Genomic DNA, 20,519 nt, shown 5'->3' on the forward strand with positions numbered 1-20,519 from the left:
AATTGACACTGGTAACTGATAAATAGTAACTGATAACTGATAACTAATTACTGATAACTGAATGCAGCGATCGCCAATGCACCCCAAGCAGCCATAAACGCTGCACCTCCTAATGGTGTTATTGCTCCTAGGATTTTAATGTCGCTCAAACTAAGAGCATATAAGCTTCCAGAAAAAATAAATATACCAATGATGAATAGCCAGCCACTGACAATTAAGCTTGCTGGTGGTGATTGGCTCTGGCTGAGCAAGATGGCAACCAACAACAACGCTAGAGCATGATACATCTGATAGCGAGCGCCAACTTCAAAAATTTCCAAAGCTCGCTCGCTAAGCTTTTCTTTTAAAGCGTGAGAAGCGAAAGCCCCAGCAGCTACAGATAAACCACCGAATACTGCCGCTAGACTCATAAATATTTTGGTCATGTCACTGAATTGATGATGAGTTGATGAAGCGATAGGGAACTAGAGGCTGGGGGATAAGGAGATGTAGAGAAATGCAATTACTAATTCCCAATTACCAATGCCCAATTACCAATTCCCAATGCTCAACTCCCATTTTAAATATCAAAATGATAAGACACTGCACCGTCTTCACTAACTTTGAAGTTAGCATTAAACTGCTTGGCTTGATTGTCTAAAAATTCTCTGGCGGTGGCTGCTGGTAGCTGGGATTGCATGGCGAAGCCTAAAACGGTTATGCGTCCTTGATTTTCGGCTATCATCCGATAAAACATTGACTGCAAATGCAAATCCATTTGCTCGGTTATAGCATTTTTTTCTTTTTTTCCTTGGCGGCGCATTCCCAAGGCTAACCATCCACCAAGGGCTAGGCTAGGCAATCCGAAAATAAGACCGTTTACTGCTGTGGTGTCTAGTTCGGCTACTGCATAGTTATTGATAAAGTCATTCTCACTACGTATATCCTTATACAATAAATATTTGTTAATCATGGCATGGGCTGATAGGGTTGTCAGCATAAACCCTAATGTAATCAACCAACCAGCAGCTAGCTTCTCAGCAGTTTTCATAATCTTTTTAAAGTTTTAACTTTAAGATTGATTCTAACCTCACTTTTATTAAAGCTTCCAGTCATTAATCATCAAATTATCACTATTGATAAGGCGTGGAAGTACATTAATCAGCTATTTTTCTATTCTATTTGGATAAATATGCGTAATTATACTTGTTTAACAGTTGCTATTAGAACTACATTTTTCTTAACAATATAGCTTAAATCAATGCTCGCTAAATTAAGAAAGGTAAGTAATTGTTCAGTAGTGCTTTGTCCCGTTAGTTTTAATTTGTTGTATTAGGGAGGGGGAAGAAGAGGTAGAGGGGGTAGAAAATATTTTAATTACTATATACTCATCAAAGATAAATAAAAAGAAATAGCAGTAGTTTGTCCCATTAAATATGATGGGTTCGTTTTCCTTCAAACCTAGAGAGACGTAACAGTGTTACGTCTCTACAAGCCATTAGAACTAATAGGACAGAACAGTAGTCTTTAGACAACTTTAGCTATTAGACGGAGGTTTGCAAACTCCGGCGAGACTAATAAAAATCACAAAATATATAAAAAGTTTATCCCTTAATGTAGAAACGCCCCCATTAAAGACGTTTCTACAATTTAATTAAAACAAAACAGTATTAAAAATAATGCACCCTCTTAGAGGTGGAAGTGATAATAAATACCACCGTTATAACTATGGTCAAAGGTAGCGTTAAATTCCTGAGCCTTTGAATCTAAGAATAATTTAGCTTCTTCTCCGGTAATTTCTGCTTCTTTAGCAAAGCGTAATAAGGAAATTTCTCCTCTTTGTTCTTCTACAAGGCGATAAAAAGTAGACTGAAGATGGCTAGATAGCTGTATTTGATGCTGCTTTTTCAAGCTCAGTACCAGGAATGAACCTAAGCCTACACCAGATAAGCCTAAAGCTAAACCAGCAAAGGCTTTATCTGCCATTTCTTGTTTTTGTTCTTGAGTCGCTTTATGGTTATCTGTTGATAATGCCTCCACAGTTACATGCATAAGAAAAATAGAACCGAATGAGAGTAGCAAGCCAGCCGAAACTTTTGTGAGAAACTTCATAGAAACACGACAAGATGTGATATCTTGCCGCGATCTTAACCTCACTTACGTGTAGCTTCCAGTATCCGGGAAAAGTAAAAGCGCGTGCGCGTCATTGCTTGACGCTCGATGCTAAAGCCGTTTTTTTGCAGAAAATCAACGATATCGGCTTCACGATGCTGATAAGCACGAGTGGTTTTACTAGGTCCTGGGAAGAAACTTCCGATTTTCTTTAATAGAACCAGGGCAAAGGTTTTGGGCGCGAAACTGACAATTATCCGCGATTCTGCTCTGCTGCATAAATGAGAAATCATTTCGGCGGCTTTTTCTTGGGGATAATGAATAAGCACATCCAAGCAAACAACGGTATGATACTTACCGCTCAAGCCTTCTAAGTCTTGAACTGCGAAAGTTGGATTATCACCATTTCCTAAAGTTTGTTCGGCTCTTTCTTTACCTTCTTGCACCATTTTTTCGGAAATATCGCTGGCGTAAACCTTTGCTCCTGCTTGAGCTAAAGGTATGCTGAGGCTACCTACTCCACATCCAGCGTCGCAGATAGATATTTCTGACAAGTTTTCATCAGCTTTGAACCAGCTAAGTACTGTATCTACTGTCTTTTGATGTCCTTTACGGATATCAAGCTGCACTGTATTTACTTCACCATTGCCATAGATTCTTTTCCAACGGTCAAACCCTGTGGAATTGAAATAATCCTTAACAATGGATTTATCGTCTGCTACGTTCATAAAACTTAATAATTAGCGGTACTAAATCGAGAAAACTGCTTATTATCGGTAGGATATCAATTGATGAGGATAAAACCTAATAAAAAAGCAGAAAACCACAAACCCAAGACCGCGCATTTGTGGTTTATTGAGAAATATATTTAGCTGCGTGCAAAAGACTTTTTGAAGATAATTTAAGATAGCAAGCGCTTTGGGGTTAACTGCTTGGTTGTTTTGTCGTGATGCCAACGCAGTAAATTGCTAGCATGAGCGCCTTCTATTCCTGGCAAACCAATTGCTGTTCGTGGTGCGGTGGTTGCGAGGGTAATTGCCGTTTCAAAGTCGCATATTCCCCATTTAAATAAATTCTGTACTCCTGCTAGTATTGGCAAAGTGGTTCCCGACAAAGTTCCATCGGCTAATCTTGCGGTACCTTCAGTAACTGTAATTTTTCGACTATCCCAAGGATAGGTACCATCTGGTAATCCTAAAGGAGCTAAAGCATCGCTGACTAAGAAAAGTCCTTGACTATAATTGCTAGCACGCAGCAGTAAATCAATCATCATCGGCGAGATGTGTTTGCCGTCAGCAATAAAGCCGCACATGACATTTTCATTGATAATAGCCGCAGCCAACAAACCAGGTTGGCGGTGATGTAAAGATGGCATGGCATTAAAAGCATGAGTCACCATAGTCGCACCCATATTAAAGGCACTTTCTGCTTGCTCTGCTGTTGCTTGAGAATGTCCTAAGCTAACGATAATTCCTTGCTGGCGCAGGTAAGGAATAACTTCCCCAACGGAGTCCAATTCTGGCGCTAAAGTAACAACCTTAACAACTTCTGTGAAATCCCCCAATACTCGCTTCACTTCATTGAGTGATAAAGGTAAAAGATATTCTTGTGGGTGTGCCCCACGTTTTTCAGGATTCAAAAATGGCCCTTCTAAATGCACTCCTAATACTTTCGCTCCCGAAGTTTGGCTTTTCATAAAATCGGCAACTACTGATAGTGTTCTGTGGATATTTTCTACAGAAGTTGTTACTACAGTTGGTAAAAAGGCATCTACTCCGCAATCCCAAAGATAATTAGAAATTTTTTGCAAGCTATCAATATTTTCTGTATTTAAATCTGGAAAAGCAGTTCCTAGCCCGCCATTTATCTGTAAATCTACACCACCCAAAGAAATGCGATCGCTTTCCAAATCCAATATTTGTAAATCAGTTAACGGAACTCGTTTGATGATATTACCCATTGGCACTATTTGCTCAATAATGCCCTCGCGGTTAACAAACAGCATTTGTCTATCTTTGTAACCAGGAACAAGAGCATTAATAATGTTTAATGGCGTAGCAAAATTGCTTAGTGTCTTTTGAGTCATAAGAGTTACGAGATTTTAGCTATAGCTGATTCGATTTTGATAGAAACTAGGACTATTAATCAAGAATAAAAACGCATTTTTAGTAATTCTTCTAATAGTTGATACATGCAACAGAGCTTTGGCTGTAGTCACAATTCCTCTGTAAAAATCTTAGTGTTTTCGCAAACTGCTCCAAAAGTGAGATTATTAATACACAATCCAAAATCTCAAGTTGCTTATGACTGTTGGAATTATTATGGGTAGCGACTCCGATTTACCCACTATGCAAGATGCGATTAAAGTTTGTGAAGAATTCGGTGTTGCTTGCGAAGTTGCAATTGTTAGTGCCCATCGTACCCCGCAGCGGATGGTGGAATACGCGACTAAGGCATCCGATCGCGGTATTAAAGTTATTATTGCTGGTGCTGGTGGTGCGGCTCACCTTCCTGGAATGGTTGCTTCTTTAACTCCGTTGCCGGTAATTGGCGTTCCCGTTGCCAGTCGTCATTTAAAGGGTGTGGATTCTTTACATTCAATCGTACAAATGCCAGCCGGTATACCTGTAGCAACTGTAGCTATTGGCAATGCGAAAAATGCCGGACTTCTGGCAGTACAAATACTCGCTACCCATCAACCAGATTTATTAGAAAAAGTTGTTATATATCGTCAAAATCTTCGCGATTCTGTGATATCTAAGCAAGAAAAATTAGAAAAATTAGGCTATCAAGATTATTTAAATAACATGTAATTTTCATCGAAAGTTTACATGGGTTTCTCCTAATTTTAAATGTAATTAGACTAACTAAGCTTTCAGGTATTTTTACTATTTCTCAATCTATAAGTTGGCGATGAAATAAATTATAGAAAGATACTTCTTTACATTTTTTTAGAAAAGTTAATATTTTTCTACGTAAGTGAAAAATGCAGTTTTTTGTATAAAAAATTAATAATTGCCTGTTTTTTTGCGATTGTAAAGTTATAGAACATTGACAAATCGATTGTTATTACAGCTATTCACAGCTTTGTATACAGCTAAAAATAAATCTAAATACCAAATAATAGTAGCAACAGCTACAGAATTCCCAAAGAACGTGCTGTAATGATTGTCTTCTAACCGTTGTAAACTTTTAAATTCGCCAAGTGATTAACTTGAAAGGCTTTTAGTCAAAAATAGAAAACTTTAAAGAATTGATGAGTCTACTTGAGAGGTTTCCAAAAATACATAATAATAATCTTTTAAGAAAAACTAGTGGCAGCAACATATGTATCATTGCTTTGTTGACTGATAGCTAGATTCTTTGGTTTGCTAGTTTCTTAATAGGCTTTTTGAACAAGAACTTTTATAGGTATAAGAATCAAACATGAATTGCCGAACAGTAAACCCCAACTGTTGGGAAAAATTCTGTATTTGAAATTTAAACCTATTCAAAAAGTTTGCAAATAAGTCTTTCGTTTCGGCTAAAGACGGTTTTATGCGAAGACAGCGGTGTTTTTCCAGTTAAGGAAGTTTTGGAGTGAAAATGCAAAAACTGATGCGAAAAAGAAATAATAGAAACGGTAGGCGGAATAATTCAGAACGCTCTACTAGCGCTACACGTAATAGCTCATTTATCAAACAAGTAGGGCAAGGGATAAAAGGTTTAAATCCTAGCTTGCGTGCTTGTCTGCCAATTGCGGGTTTTATCGTATTGGCTTCGGGTTATGCAGCAGTTGCTCAAACTCCTGCTGGGGAAGGACCAACTACAGCGGAACTTAAAGTTGCATTAGACACTCTTTGGGTTGCAATTGCAGCGTTTTTGGTAATTTTCATGAACGCTGGTTTCGGGATGTTGGAAACCGGAATGTGTCGTCAAAAGAATGCTGTCAATATTCTTTCTAAGAACTTGATTGTGTTTGCTTTGGCTACCCTGGCTTTTTGGGTAATCGGTTTTGGTATCATGTTCGGCGATGGAACTCCGTTCTTTGGTGTAAATGGTTTCTTCCTTACAGGTGCTGATAACAGCCCTGCGACAGGAGATGCTTATCAAGGCGTATTCAGTTCTTTGAATTGGGCTGGCGTTCCTCTATCTGCTAAATTCTTGTTCCAATTAGCATTTGCTGGAACCGCTGCAACAATCGTATCTGGAGCAGTTGCAGAAAGAATTAAGTTTGTTGACTTCTTGATTTTCAGCCTTTTACTTGTAGGTGTTGCTTACCCAATTACCGGACACTGGATTTGGGGTGGTGGCTGGTTAGCGGGTGCTGGTTTCTGGGATTTCGCTGGTTCAACAGTTGTACACTCCGTTGGTGGTTGGGCAGCTTTGATGGGTGCAGCAATTCTGGGGCCACGTATTGGTAAATATAGTGAGGGTAGAACAAATGCGATTCCTCCCCACAACTTGAGCATTGCTACCTTGGGCTGTTTGATTTTATGGTTGGGTTGGTTTGGTTTCAACCCCGGTTCTACAATGGCTGCTGATGCAACCGCAATTGGTCACATTGCTTTGACTACTAACTTAGCTGCTGCTGCTGGTGGTGTTACTGCTTGTTTCGTAGCTTGGGGTTACTTGGGTAAGCCAGATTTATCGATGATTATCAACGGTATCTTGGCTGGTTTAGTAGGTATCACAGCGCCTTGTGCTTGGGTAAACTTGCCCAGCGCGGTAATTATCGGTGCGATCGCTGGAGCTTTGGTAGTATTCTCCGTTACCTTATTCGATAAAATCAGAATCGATGACCCAGTAGGAGCGATTTCTGTTCACTTGGTTTGTGGTTTCTGGGGTACTTTAGCAGTCGGTTTGTTTGCTGCTGGACCAAACCCTGACGGTATCTATGCTGACGGTGCGCCAGCTGGTTTATTGTTCGGTGGTGGAATTGCTCCCCTATTCACTCAATTAATGGGTGCTTTGGCTGTTGGCGGTATGACTGTGCTACTCAGCACCGTATTCTGGGTAGCATTAAAAGCTACTTTGGGTATCCGCGTGACCAAGGAAGAAGAATTGGAAGGTTTGGATATTGGCGAACACGGAATGGAAGCTTACAGTGGTTTCGCTAAAGAAGCTGACACCATCGGATATGGTGAATTAGAAAGACCTGGAATCTCAACTCAAGGAGATATGCCTACAAGTTTGTAATTCGTTTGATGGAAAGACTTTTGTCTGTTGAATAGTTGAATAAATAAATTAACCCCACTTTTTGAATAGAAGTGGGGTTTTTTTTCGGAAATAATTTTTACTTGCTTATCTCTAGACTTGCTAGTAGTACACCTAAAACTACGTGGAGTGAATGAGGTAACAAAGTTTTTTCTCCCCCTCTTCCTCCTCTTCCTCCTCTCTAGCTTTACCTGGCAATTTTAGCTGTTTTAGAGTACTAGGTTTTAACAAATCCAGTTGATATTTTTAGGGGTTAGGCATATTAACACTAGAAGCACTAGGGGGAGAGGAAAGATTTAAAAATGTAATCAGTTTGAGCGTGCGACGGCTAATTTTCCAACGCCCATTTTGTCTAACTAATTCATCTTCATAAGTACCATTGGCTACATCAATACTAGTATCAGAAATTTTGTGGGTTGCCTGTAGGTAAGAAGTCATCGTCGCAGTATTACGGTTAACGTCAATATTGACTGTGCCAATCAGGTGCTGTGTAGCGACATAACCATTTCCTTGAAACACTGAAGCAACAAAATCTGCCCATTCGTCTGTACCTGTACGGCTAGCGCTAGCTCCATCGGGGAAAATTGCAGTAATCTCTGCATTTTCTGTAAAACAATCTTGATAAATATTCTTTCCTGCTTGAATATCTCCTCTTCCAATGGCATCAGTTCCCAAGGCATAACAAACAGTTAATTGTTCAATATTTAATTTGGCGTTGGGTTGCGATGCAGAAGCAAATTCAAAGCTACCCCCAACAAGCACTAGCAAGGTAGCAATAACAGCAATCAGAATTTTGAAACCTCTAAAACGCCCCATGGATTTTGAGGCAATGGACTTGCTCTTCTTCGTTTTTTGCATCTGTCTATTGTCTCTCCAGCTACATTATTAAACTCGTTGTCTACGCAATATTTCTTATTTTTTATAACTTATAGTGCTTAAACATACATTTGTCAGTGCTATAGCAGTGAAATATCTCTACAGGAATCAAAATAAATCGGTAAAATCAAACCCATTCTTTTTTTGTAACTGTTATCTAACACCTAATCTAGGGAATACTACTTATGTGTATGTAAGCCTATGTAATATACCTTTTCTTTGCTGTTAAGACTAGTACTCTACAGCACTGAGAAATAAAACTTAATTAGTAATATGAGGTAATTGTGAAAACCAACATTCCTATTCCTGCGATATCAGGATATAAATTGTTAGAAAAAATTTATTGCGGTTCTAGGACATTAGTATACAGAGGAATTAGAAAAAAAGATTCTATACCGGTTATTATCAAAATTCTTGCTTCAGAATATCCTAGTTTTAACGAACTACTGCAATTTCGCAACCAGTACACTATTATAAAAAATCTAAATATACCGGGTATTGTTTATCCCATTTCATTAGAATCCTGTGGCAACAGTTACATTTTGGTAATGAAGGATTTTGGTGGGGTATCTTTAAGTGAATATATTTCTGCCTGCTTTCAGGATTTTTTTTCGATCTCGCTACAGCTAGTTGAAATTCTCCACCATTTGCATCAAAACCGCGTTATTCATAAAGATATTAAACCAGCTAATATTCTGATTAATCCCGAAACAAAACAAGTTAAACTGATTGATTTTAGTATCGCTTCACTACTACCTAAAGAAACTCAAGAAATTATAAATCCTAATGTCTTAGAAGGGACTTTGGCTTATATTTCTCCGGAACAAACCGGAAGGATGAATCGTGGAATTGACTACCGCAGCGACTTTTATGCCCTAGGTGTAACTTTATTTGAATTACTAACTGGGGAATTGCCTTTTAAATCTGATGATGCGATGGAGTTAGTGCATTGTCATATTGCACAACAACCTCCAGCGATAAAAAAAATTCACCTTGGTAAAGAGAGGCAGTTGGAGGAGGTTCCACAAGTTTTATCAGATATTGTGATGAAATTAATGGCAAAAAATGCCGAAGATAGATATCAAAGTTCATTGGGTTTAAAGCATGATTTAGAAGTTTGTTTCACACAACTTCAAGAAACAGGAAAAATTGCAAGTTTTCAAATAGCGCAACGGGATATCTGTGATAAATTTATTATTCCTGAAAAGTTATATGGGAGAGAAAATGAAGTCGAGCAATTATTAGCTGCATTTAACCGAGTTGCCGGTATTTCTCATCACAGCGAGCAGCCAGATTTAAAGTCTAATAATGAATTAATCCTCGTTGCTGGTTTTTCTGGCATTGGTAAAACTGCCGTAGTTAAAGAAGTTTACAAACCGATACTCAAACAGCGCGGCTATTTTGTGAAGGGGAAGTTTGACCAATTTAATCGTAATATTCCCCTGGACGCATTTGTGCAAGCGTTTCGTCATTTGATGGCACAATTATTAACAGAAAGCGAAGCAGAAATACAACAATGGCAAGATAAATTACTTCAAGCATTAGGTGATAATGCTCAGGTAATTGTTGAAGTAATTCCGGAATTAGAAATCATTATCGGAAAACAACTTAGTGTACCGGAATTATCCGGAGCGGCAGCTCAAAATCGATTTAATTTATTATTTCAAAAATTTATTCAAGTATTTACAACTAAAGAACATCCATTAGTCATATTTTTAGACGATTTACAATGGGCTGATTCGGCTTCATTAAAGCTGATGCAATTACTCATGAGCGAGTCAGATAGTGGATATCTGCTGTTAATTGGTGCTTATAGAGATAATGAGGTTTTTCCGGCTCATCCTTTGATGTTGACTTTAGATGAAGTAAACAAAACTGGTGCAATCGTTAATACGATTACTTTGCAACCGTTAAGTCAAAATAGCTTGAATCAGTTAGTTGCAGATACTCTCAGTTGTCCTCAAGAATTAGCGCAGCCATTAACAAAATTAATTTTTCAAAAAACTAAAGGAAATCCATTTTTTAGCAGCCAATTTTTGAAAAATTTGCATGAAGAAGAGTTAATTACTTTTGATTTGAATGCGGGATATTGGCAGTGTTATCTCGGTAAAGTCAGAGAAGCAGCTTTAACAGATGATGTTGTTATATTTATGGCATTACGATTGCAGAAATTGCCAGAAAAAACTCTGGATATTTTAAAATTAGCGGCTTGTATTGGGAATCAATTTGATTTAAGTACATTGGCAATAATCTCTCAACAATCGGAGGTTGAGACTGCTACTGTTTTGTGGAAAGCTTTGCAGGAGACTTTTATATTACCTCAAAGTGAGGTTTATAAATTTTATATTCAACAGGAGCAACAAGTTAATCCAGGAAAGGTTTCCCAAGTTGTTAATTTTAAATTTTTCCATGATAGAGTGCAACAAGCCGCTTACTCGTTGATTCCGGAGCAACAGAAGCAAAAGACACATTTGCAAATAGGGCGATCGCTGTTAAATAGCATCCCTATAAACGAGCAAGCAGAGCATATTTTTGATATTATCAACCAGTTAAATATTGGCAGAGGATTAATTGATAATATTGGAGAAAGAACTAAATTAGCTCAATTAAATCTCATTGCTGGCAAAAAAGCAAAAATATCAACTGCTTATAGTGCTGCTGTTGAATATGCTCTAATTGGATTAGAATTACTAAACAAAGATAGCTGGAAAAATCAATATCAATTAACTTTAGAATTGCATGAATTAGTTGCTGAAGCTGCTTATTTGAGTGGAAATTTTGAGCAGATGCAACAGTTTTCAGAAATTATTTTGCAATATGCCCAAATATTATTAGATAAAGTACGCGTTTACGAAATTAGGATAACTGCTGGCATTGTCCAAGGTAAACAGCTAGAAGCAATTAAAATTGCCCGCTCAATTTTACAACAATTAAATATTAACTTTCCAGAGCAGCCAACCCCCGATGATGTTCGGCAAGGTTTTGAGCAGGTACTTGATAGTTTGCAAGGGAAATCAATTGCGGATTTAATTCATTTACCGATAATGAACAATCGCAAAAACATTGCAGCAATGAAAATTTTAATGCGAGTTATTCCTGCTGCTTTTCAAAGCGATCCAGTGATGGTTCCTCTAATCACCTTTGAAATGGTCAAATTATCGATTAAGCATGGTAACACAGACGTTTCAGCCTACGGTTATAGTTTATATGGATTACTTCTGTGTGGAGCCTTTGGCGATATTCAGGCTGGCTGTGAGTTTGGAAAATTGGCTTTAGGTATATCGTCACAATTTAATACCTCAGAATTAAAAGCAAAGATATTAACTGTTGTTAATGCTCATGTAGTCCATTGGCAACAGCATATTAGGGAAACTTTATCACCTGTGATTGAAGGTTATACCGCAGGATTAGAAACAGGTGACTTGGAATATGCTGGTTATTGTGCTTACATTTATCCAGTTCATTCATTTTGGCTAGGAAAAGAACTACAAACACTGGAAACAGATTTCACAGTTTATATTGATTCTTTGAGGCAAATTAAGCAGCAAGTCGCTTTAAATTGGAATTGTATCTATCAACAAACTGTTTTAAACTTACAGTGCAAATCCGAGTATATATGTAGTTTAATAGGCACAGCATATGATGAACAAATAATGCTGCCGCTACATCAACAAGCTAACGATTTATATACAATTAATCATCTATTTATTAATAAACTGTTACTTTGTTATTTATTTGAGCGCTATGACATGGCATTGAATCATGCCGAAATAGTAGAAAATTCTCAAGGAGGAGTAACGGGGCTGATTGTAGTTCCTTTGTTTTATTTTTATGATTCTTTATTACGATTAGCACTCTATCCTAAAACTACAGTATCCGAACAACAAGCAATTTTAGAAAGAATCCAGGCTCATCAGCAAAAACTGCAAGTTTGGGCAAATCATGCTCCGATGAATCACCAACATAAGTATGATTTGGTATCAGCAGAAAAATCCCGAATTTTAGGACAAAAAATACAAGCAATAGAACTGTATGATAAAGCGATCGCTGGTGCTAAAACCAATGAATACATTCAAGAAGAAGGATTAGCTAACGAACTTGCAGCTAAATTTTATATTGATTGGGGCAGAGAAAAAGTTGCTGCTGGTTATATGCAAGCAGCTTACTACTGCTACGCTCGTTGGGGAGCTAAAGCCAAAACTGACGACTTAGAGCAACGCTATCCCGATTTACTGCATCCAATCCTTCATGTTGCCGTACAAACCTTAAATCCCATCGAAACCTTAAGTGCAGTTTCTGTACCGAGTATCTCAAATCATAGTTCTACAATTACCAATCAATCTTCAAGTACAAGTATTAACACTGCTTTAGACTTGACAGCGGTGCTCAAAGCTTCTCAAGCATTATCGGGTACCATTCAAATCAATGAATTGCTGTGCCAACTAACGCAAATTGCTCTGCAAAACTCTGGCGGCGATGGCTGTGTTTTACTTCTCCCTAATAGCGATGGAGAATTGTATATCGAAGCTATTGCCACACCTTCAAAAACAGAACTTTATTCCCAACCATTGCAAAATAATCCCAATGTACCCACTACGCTAATACACTATGTCAAAAATACCAAAGAAGTTGTGGTAATTGACAATTTGAATACCGATTTACCCGTAATTGGTGAATGTTTACTCACAGAGCAACCGAAGAGCGTATTGTGTTTACCAATCCTCAACCAAGGACATTTGATTGGTATTTTGTATCTGAAAAATAAATTAACTAGTGGTGTATTTTCCAGGGATCGCATTATCGTTCTCAATTTTCTTTGTACTCAAGCTGCTATTTCTTTAGAAAATGCCCGTTTATACAGTCAAGAACAACAAAAAAATCGGGAAATTACTCTTAAAGAAGCAGAATATCGCAGCATTTTTGAAAACGTCAATGATGGATTATCAATTTGTGATTTAGAAACCGGACAAATAATTGCATCTAATCCAACTTATTGCCAGATGTATGGTTATACTCAGGAAGAATTTCTATCTCTGATACCATCAGATTTTATTCACTCAGATTATGTTTATTTATTTGGTAGTTATTTATTAACTCTGAATGCAGGGCAGGAATTTTACACCCAATGTATTGGAAAACGGAAGGATTGTAGTTATTTTGATATTGAAGTAAAAGCAGTACCTTTTATATATAAAGGTAAACCTCATGGATTAACTGTTGTTCGAGATATCAGCAAACAAAAGGCTGCACTGCGTCAACGCGAACAAGCTGAAGCATCTGTAATTCAAAAATCACAGGAATTAGAAAATACCTTGCAAGAATTAAAGCAAGCCCAATTGCAAATGGTGCAAAATGAAAAATTAGCAACTTTGGGTAATTTAGTTGCTGGGGTAGCACATGAGGTTAATAATCCTATCGGTTTTCTCAAAGGTAGTGTTAGTAATGCCGAAGAATATATGAAAGATTTATTTGCTCACATCAAATGCTATGAAGAAAGTTATCCTATCCCTGAAGAAAATGTGAACGAACATGCCGAAGAGGTAGATTTAGAATTTATCAGGGAGGATTTACCAAAGTTGCTAGATTCGATGAAGTTAGCAACAGCGCGCATTCAAGATATTAGTACAAGTTTGCGTACTTTTTCCAGAGCCGATACTTCTGAAAAACTTGCTTGCAATATTCATGAAGGTATTGATAGCACAATATTAATCTTAAAATATCGTCTCAAAGCGGACGAAAAACGTCCGGCGATTGAAGTCATTAAAAAATACGGACAACTTCCCCCAATCAAGTGTTTTCTGGGACAGCTAAATCAAGTATTTATGAATATTATTGCTAATGCGATTGATGCTTTAGATTCAGCAAGTCAAGGAAAAATATTTACCGATATACAAACTAATCTCCTGCAAATAATTATTAATACAGAACTTTGTCAAGACGGTGATGCAATATTAATTACTATTAAAGATAATGCTTTGGGGATGCCAGAATCAATTAGAGAACGTATATTTGATAATCTTTTTACAACAAAAGGAGTTGGGAAAGGTACTGGGTTAGGGCTTGCTATTGCTAAACAAATTGTCGAAGAAATCCATAATGGAAAATTAAGTTGTAAGTCAACTTTAGGTAAAGGAACTGAATTTATCATTGAGTTACCTATTTAGTCACTTGATTTTGGGTTTTATATTTTATGAAATTAATTCCCGAGAATTATCCTTATCTATTCTATGAATCTATCTATTCCTTAAATATAAGTTTTTGTTAATGACGTGGGAATACTAACTTTAGAAGTATTAAGGATAAAGACAGTATGGTTGATAAACAAGTTAGTATTGTTGGATATTCTATCAAAGAAGAACTGTACAACGGTTCGAGAACCATTGTATACCGTGCTATTCAAGATACAGACCAAAAACCTGTAGTTATCAAACTGCTGAAGAACCCTTATCCTGACTTTAATGAATTACTGCAATTTCGCAATCAGTACGCCATAGCCAAAAGCTTAGATATTTCCGGTATTGTTCGCCCTTATAATCTACAACCATACCAAAATAGTTATGCTTTGATAATGGAAGATTTTGGGGGAATTTCTTTATATGAATACATGAAGATAGAAAATGCCACTTCAGAAGAAGATATATTAGCGATTGCGTTACAAATTACAGTTATTCTACATAATTTACATCAAAACCGCGTTATTCATAAAGATATCAAGCCTGACAATATTTTAATTAATCCAGAAACTTGTGAAGTTAGATTAATCGATTTTAGTATCGCTTCACTACTACCTAAAGAAACTCAATCAATTAAAAATCCCAATAGTTTAGAAGGTACACTGGCATATTTATCACCAGAGCAAACAGGAAGAATGAATCGGGGGATAGATTACCGCAGTGATTTTTATTCTTTTGGTGTAACTTTATATCAATTACTAACTGGGGAATTACCTTTTAAATCTGATGATGCGATGGAGTTGCTGCATTGTCATATTGCGAAAACACCTCCAGCGATCAAAAAAGTTCATCCTAACCCTCTCCTTACCAAGCAGAGGGAACAAGAGATTCCTGAAGTTTTGTCGGATATTGTCATGAAGTTGATGGCAAAAAATGCCGAAGATAGATATCAAACTGCTTTGGGATTAAAATACGATTTAGAAGTTTGTTTAAAACAGCTTCAGGAAACTGGTAATATTAAAAGTTTTAAAATTGCTCAACGGGATATTTGTGACAGATTTATTATTCCTGAAAAACTTTATGGTAGAGAAGCTGAAGTTCGGGAATTGTTAGCAGCATTTGATAGAGTCACTAATAATCAAACAGAATTAATGCTGGTTGCGGGTTTTTCTGGCATTGGTAAAACTGCGGTAGTCAATGAAATTCATAAACCAATTGTTAAACAACGCGGTTATTTTCTTAAAGGTAAATTTGACCAGTTTAATCGTAATATTCCTTTCTCGGCTTTCGTTCAAGCTTTGCGAAATTTAATGGAACAATTATTGAGTGAAACTGATGCTCAATTGTCAACTTGGCAAGATAAAATCTTACAAGCTTTAGGAGATAACGCACAGGTAATAATTGAAGTTATTCCCGAATTAGAAATAATTATTGGCAAACAACCAGCAGTCGCGGAGTTATCGAGAACTGCCGCTCAAAATAGATTTAATTTATTATTTCAAAAATTTATTCAAGTTTTTACAACCAAAGAACATCCTCTAGTCATATTTTTAGATGATTTGCAATGGGCTGATTCAGCATCTTTGAATTTGATGCAGTTATTGATGGTTGGCAATCAAAAAGGTTATTTATTCTTAATTGGAGCTTACCGAGATAGTGAAGTATTTCCGGCTCATCCTTTGATGTTGACTTTCAAAGAGATAAGCCAAGCATCAGCAATAATTAATACTATTACTTTAGCACCGTTAAATGAAGCAAACTTAAACCAATTAGTTTCTGATACTCTTAATTGTAATTTAGAAATATCACAGCCTTTAACACAACTTGTATATCAAAAAACGAAAGGCAATCCATTTTTTAGCACGCAATTTTTGAAGTCGCTATATGAAGATGATTTAATTCAATTTGATTTTGATAGTGGTTCTTGGCAATGCAATATTAGTCAGATCAGAACATTAGCTTTAACCTCAGATGTGGTTGAGTTTATGGCGTTACAGTTGCAAAAGTTGCCCGAAGAAACGCAAAATATTTTGAAATTAGCAGCTTGTATTGGTAATCAATTTGATTTAGCAACTTTGGCAATAGTTAGCGAACAATCGGAAGCCGAAACAGCGAAAAATTTATGGAAAGCGTTGCAAGAAAATTTGATTTTACCGCAAAGCGAAGTTTATAAGTTTTATCTGGAATCGGAAATACACTCTCAGCGGGAATTGCAAGATTATCAAATTGAAAATTACAATTCAAACTATAAATTTTTGCACGATAGAGTTCAACAAGCTGCTTATTCTTTGATTCCTGAAAAGCAAAAACAAACTACCCATTACCATATCGGACAACTACTGTTTAATAATACTCCCGAATATAAGTTATCAGAAAATATATTTGAGATTGTTAATCAATTAAATATTGGCATTGATTTAATTACTAACGTAGTTGAACAAAATCAACTTGCAAAATTAAATCTGATAGCGGGATGTAAAGCTAAAACGGCAACAGCCTACAGTGCTGCGATGAATTACTTAACTCTGGGAAGAAATTTATTAGCAACTACAAGCTGGCAAAATTGCTACGAATTAACATTAAGCCTTTACCAGGAATCAACAGAAGCAGCATACCTCAATACCAAATTTGAGGAAATGAATCAACTGATTAACGAGATACATAATCGTGCCAAAACACTTTTAGATCGAATTAAAGTGTATGAAATAGAAATCCAAGCACATATGGCACAAAATCAATTCTCTGAAGCCATAGAGACTGGATTGCAAGTCCTCAAACTTTTAGGTATTAATTTTCCAGAAACACCAAACCAGTCACATATTGAGGCTGGCATGAAAAAAACTTTTGCTAATTTAGCGCAGAGAAATCCCTTAGAGCTAATCGATATTCCTGTGATGAGCGATGACTCAAAACTAGCAGCTTTAAGAATTCTCAATTGTGTATTTCCTTGTGCTTATCAAGTCGCTCCTCAATTGTTACCTTTACTAGTAATGGAGCAAGTTAACTTATCGATTAAATATGGTAATTCAGCTATATCTGCTACAGGATATGGGATGTGGGCACTCATTTTATGTGGAATTGTCGGAGATATTGAGACAGGTTATCAATTTGGTGAGTTAGCCCTATCTTTACTAGAGCGTTTCAACAGTAAAGAAATTCAAGCGGGGACAATTTTTGTCGTGAATGCTGATGTCAAACATTATCGAGAACATGTTAGAGAAACTTTAGCATCATTGCAATCGGCTTACTCAATTGGATTGGAAACTGGAGATTTAAAATTTGCGGCTTTAGCCACTAATATTTATATTTATCATTCCTATTTAAGTGGCAATAATCTCTTAGAAATAAATAAAAATATTGATAGCTACAATCAATTTTTACATAAATTTCAACAGATAAATAATATTTACGTAAGTCAGCAATTGCAGCAGGCAATTATAAACTTATCAACTCAAGTTGAAAATCCATGCCAACTTACTGGTGAAGTCTATAATCAACAGGAAATGCTGCCACTACATCAGCAAGCGAATGATGCAACAGTAATATTTTATATATATTTCAATCAATTGATTCTTAATTATTTGTTTGGAAGCTTTGAGCAGGCATTAGAAAATACTACTGAAGCGGAAAAATATTTAGTTGGAGTTACGGGAAATCTAGTTGTTCCTGTTTTCTACTTTTACGATTCTTTGATAAAATTAGCTACCCATAAAGTTATAGATGTAAACAGTAAAGCTATTCTTAATAAAATTGAAAATAATCAGAACAAGATGAAACACTGGGCACAGAATGCCCCCATGAATTACCAACATAAATTTGATTTAGTAGAAGCAGAAAAATATCGCATTTTAGATGACAAGATAAAGGCATTAGAATTTTACGATAAAGCTATTTTTGGAGCAAAGATAAATGAATATCTTCAAGAAGAAGGCTTAGCTAACGAACTTGCAGCCAAGTTTTATCTGGATTGGGGTAAAGAGAAAGTCGCTGCTGGTTATATGCAAGAAGCTTACTATTGCTTCGCTCGTTGGGGTGCAAAAGCTAAAACCGATGACTTAGAGAAATGCTATCCCCAACTACTTTTACCAATATTGCAAACAGAAAAACAGAGCCTTCATTTCAATGAAACCCAGGTTCAAACCTTACAAACCATCCAAACAAATCGTTCTAGTAGCAGTATTTGTGATACTTTAGATTTCGCAAGTCTCCTCAAATCAACACAAGCATTATCCACAGAAATTCAATTAGAAGATTTAATTTCAACCTTACTACAAATATTAATAGAAAACGCTGGAGCAGAAAAAGCTGCTTTGGTTTTATTTAAAGACAATATCCTCAGTTTAGAAGCTATTGCGACTAAGGAATTGGGAGTTACTCACTTATCAATACCATACGAAACTAGCGTTGATATTCCTAAAACTATAATAAATTATGTCAAAAATAGTTTAAAATATGTTGTTTTGAATAATGCTACTATTAAAAATAATTTTCTTGCTGATGAATATTTTATTCAAGAAAAACCATATAGTTTGCTATGTATACCGATTTTAAATCAAGCTAAATTAATCGGTTTACTGTATCTGGAAAATAAATTAACCATAGGTGCATTTACGCGGGAAAAATTGGAAGTAATTAATCTTTTGTGTTCACAAGCTGCTATTTCTCTCGTAAATGCTCGTTTATACCAAAAAAGCCAAATTTATGGGAAAAAATTAGAGCAATCTCTTTGTAATTTACAACAAGTTCAGCAAAAGCTGATTGAAGATGAGAAAAACATGCAGATTCAAGTATCTACTATGTGCGAACTTTCTCAAAGTCAAGCCATAAATTTAGGTGATTTAACAACAGCCTTTCAAGAATTAACAGAAAAAACTGCTTTTACATTACAAATAGAACGGGTTAGTATTTGGTTATTTGATGACGAAGGCACTAAAATAAAGTGTGTGGATTTATTTGAAAAAAAACCTCATTCGCATTCACAAGGATTGGAATTATTTGCTGTCGAATACCCAAATTACTTTGCTGCTATTTCTTCACAGCCTATAGTCGCAGCAGATGATGCTCAAAATGACATTAATACTTATGAGTTTAAAGAAAATTATTTAAGTCCCCTCAATATTTTATCTATGCTTGATTCGAGCTTACAGATAGATGGAGAAGTAGGTGGTGTGATTTGCTGCGAACAAGTGGGTTCACAACGCATATGGACTAAAGCAGAACAAAACTTTATTCGCTCGGTAGCAAATTTAATTACTTTAGCAATTGAATCTAATCGAAGACATCAAAAAACAGAAAAACTCGAACAAACACTTTCAGAATTAAAGCAAGCTCAATTACAAATGGTGCAAAATGAAAAAATGGCAAGTTTGGGTAATTTAGTCGCAGGGGTAGCACATGAAGTTAACAACCCTATCGGATTTCTCACTGGTAGTATTAGTAATGCTGAAGATTATATTCAAGATTTATTCGCTCACATAAAATGCTATCAAGAAAATTATCCGAATCCAGAAGAAGAAGTCAACGAACATGCTGAAGATATTGATTTAGAATATCTCAGCGAAGATTTGCCGAAGTTGTTAAATTCTATGAGGTTAGCAACAGAAAGAGTTAAAGATATTAGTACAAGTTTGCGTACTTTCTCTAGAGCAGATACATCCCAAAAAGTCGCTTGCAATATTCATGAAGGTATTGATAGCACAATATTAATTTTAAAATATCGTCTCAAAGCTAACGATAAACGTCCGGAAATTGGAGTTATTAAAAAATACGGAAAGCTACCCCCCGTCAAGTGTTTTTTGGGACAGTTGAATCAAGTATTTATGAATATTATTGCCAATGCAATCGATGCTTTAGATACAGCAAGTCAAGGAAAAGCATTTGCCGAAATCAAAGCAAATCCTCATAAAATTACTATTAATACTGAATTTATTAGCGAAGAAAATACAGTCATAATTAGCATCAAAGATAATGGTTCGGGAATGCCTGAATCAGTTCGAGAAAGGATATTTGATAATCTTTTCACAACAAAAGGAGTTGGTAAAGGTACGGGATTGGGACTTGCTATTGCCAAACAAATTGTCGAAGAAACTCATAACGGTAAATTAAGTTGTAACTCCACACTTGGGGAAGGAACTGAATTTGTGATTGAGTTACCTATCAGCGAGCAGTGAGGAGTTGAACTTG

The 20,519-nt window shown here is 36.3% G+C and carries 10 protein-coding genes; 4 read left to right on the forward strand and 6 right to left on the reverse strand.

Annotated features, from left to right (window positions below):
- Positions 1–47 precede the first annotated feature (47 nt).
- The 5 genes from RIV7116_RS18855 to nagA all read right to left on the reverse strand — a co-directional run bounded on the left by RIV7116_RS18855 (position 48) and on the right by nagA (position 4,177).
- Positions 48–425, reverse strand: a complete 378-nt coding sequence (locus RIV7116_RS18855) for a DUF423 domain-containing protein (RefSeq protein WP_044291039.1) — start codon at positions 423–425, stop codon at positions 48–50.
- Positions 426–559: 134 nt separating this feature from the next.
- Entirely contained in the window at positions 560–1,030 is a 471-nt protein-coding gene (locus tag RIV7116_RS18860; protein ID WP_015119905.1) for a hypothetical protein, read from the reverse strand.
- Between the two features lie 638 nt (positions 1,031–1,668).
- Positions 1,669–2,091: a hypothetical protein gene (locus RIV7116_RS18865; RefSeq protein WP_015119906.1), complete on the reverse strand. Its 423-nt coding sequence runs from the start codon at positions 2,089–2,091 to the stop codon at positions 1,669–1,671.
- A gap of 41 nt (positions 2,092–2,132) precedes the next feature.
- Complete coding sequence (bchM, locus tag RIV7116_RS18870) at positions 2,133–2,819, reverse strand: magnesium protoporphyrin IX methyltransferase (protein WP_015119907.1); 687 nt, start codon at positions 2,817–2,819, stop codon at positions 2,133–2,135.
- Between the two features lie 173 nt (positions 2,820–2,992).
- Complete coding sequence (nagA, locus tag RIV7116_RS18875; protein WP_015119908.1) at positions 2,993–4,177, reverse strand: N-acetylglucosamine-6-phosphate deacetylase; 1,185 nt, start codon at positions 4,175–4,177, stop codon at positions 2,993–2,995.
- A gap of 217 nt (positions 4,178–4,394) precedes the next feature.
- On the opposite strand from nagA, the gene purE reads away from it, so the two are divergent.
- Positions 4,395–4,904: a 5-(carboxyamino)imidazole ribonucleotide mutase gene (purE, locus tag RIV7116_RS18880; RefSeq protein WP_015119909.1), complete on the forward strand. Its 510-nt coding sequence runs from the start codon at positions 4,395–4,397 to the stop codon at positions 4,902–4,904.
- Between the two features lie 784 nt (positions 4,905–5,688).
- Complete coding sequence (locus RIV7116_RS18885; protein WP_083894138.1) at positions 5,689–7,269, forward strand: ammonium transporter; 1,581 nt, start codon at positions 5,689–5,691, stop codon at positions 7,267–7,269.
- Between the two features lie 264 nt (positions 7,270–7,533).
- On the opposite strand, the gene RIV7116_RS18890 is transcribed toward RIV7116_RS18885, so the two are convergent.
- Positions 7,534–8,103, reverse strand: a complete 570-nt coding sequence (locus RIV7116_RS18890) for a nuclear transport factor 2 family protein (RefSeq protein ID WP_015119911.1) — start codon at positions 8,101–8,103, stop codon at positions 7,534–7,536.
- A gap of 344 nt (positions 8,104–8,447) precedes the next feature.
- Here RIV7116_RS18890 and RIV7116_RS18895 point away from each other — a divergent pair, with 344 nt between their 5' ends.
- Positions 8,448–14,327, forward strand: a complete 5,880-nt coding sequence (locus tag RIV7116_RS18895; protein ID WP_015119912.1) for an AAA family ATPase — start codon at positions 8,448–8,450, stop codon at positions 14,325–14,327.
- Positions 14,328–14,473: 146 nt separating this feature from the next.
- On the forward strand, positions 14,474–20,506 hold the full coding sequence (locus tag RIV7116_RS18900; RefSeq protein ID WP_015119913.1) for an AAA family ATPase: 6,033 nt from the start codon (positions 14,474–14,476) through the stop codon (positions 20,504–20,506).
- The last annotated feature ends 13 nt before the right edge of the window (positions 20,507–20,519 follow it).

This window comes from Rivularia sp. PCC 7116, assembly GCF_000316665.1.
GTDB lineage: Bacteria > Cyanobacteriota > Cyanobacteriia > Cyanobacteriales > Nostocaceae > Rivularia.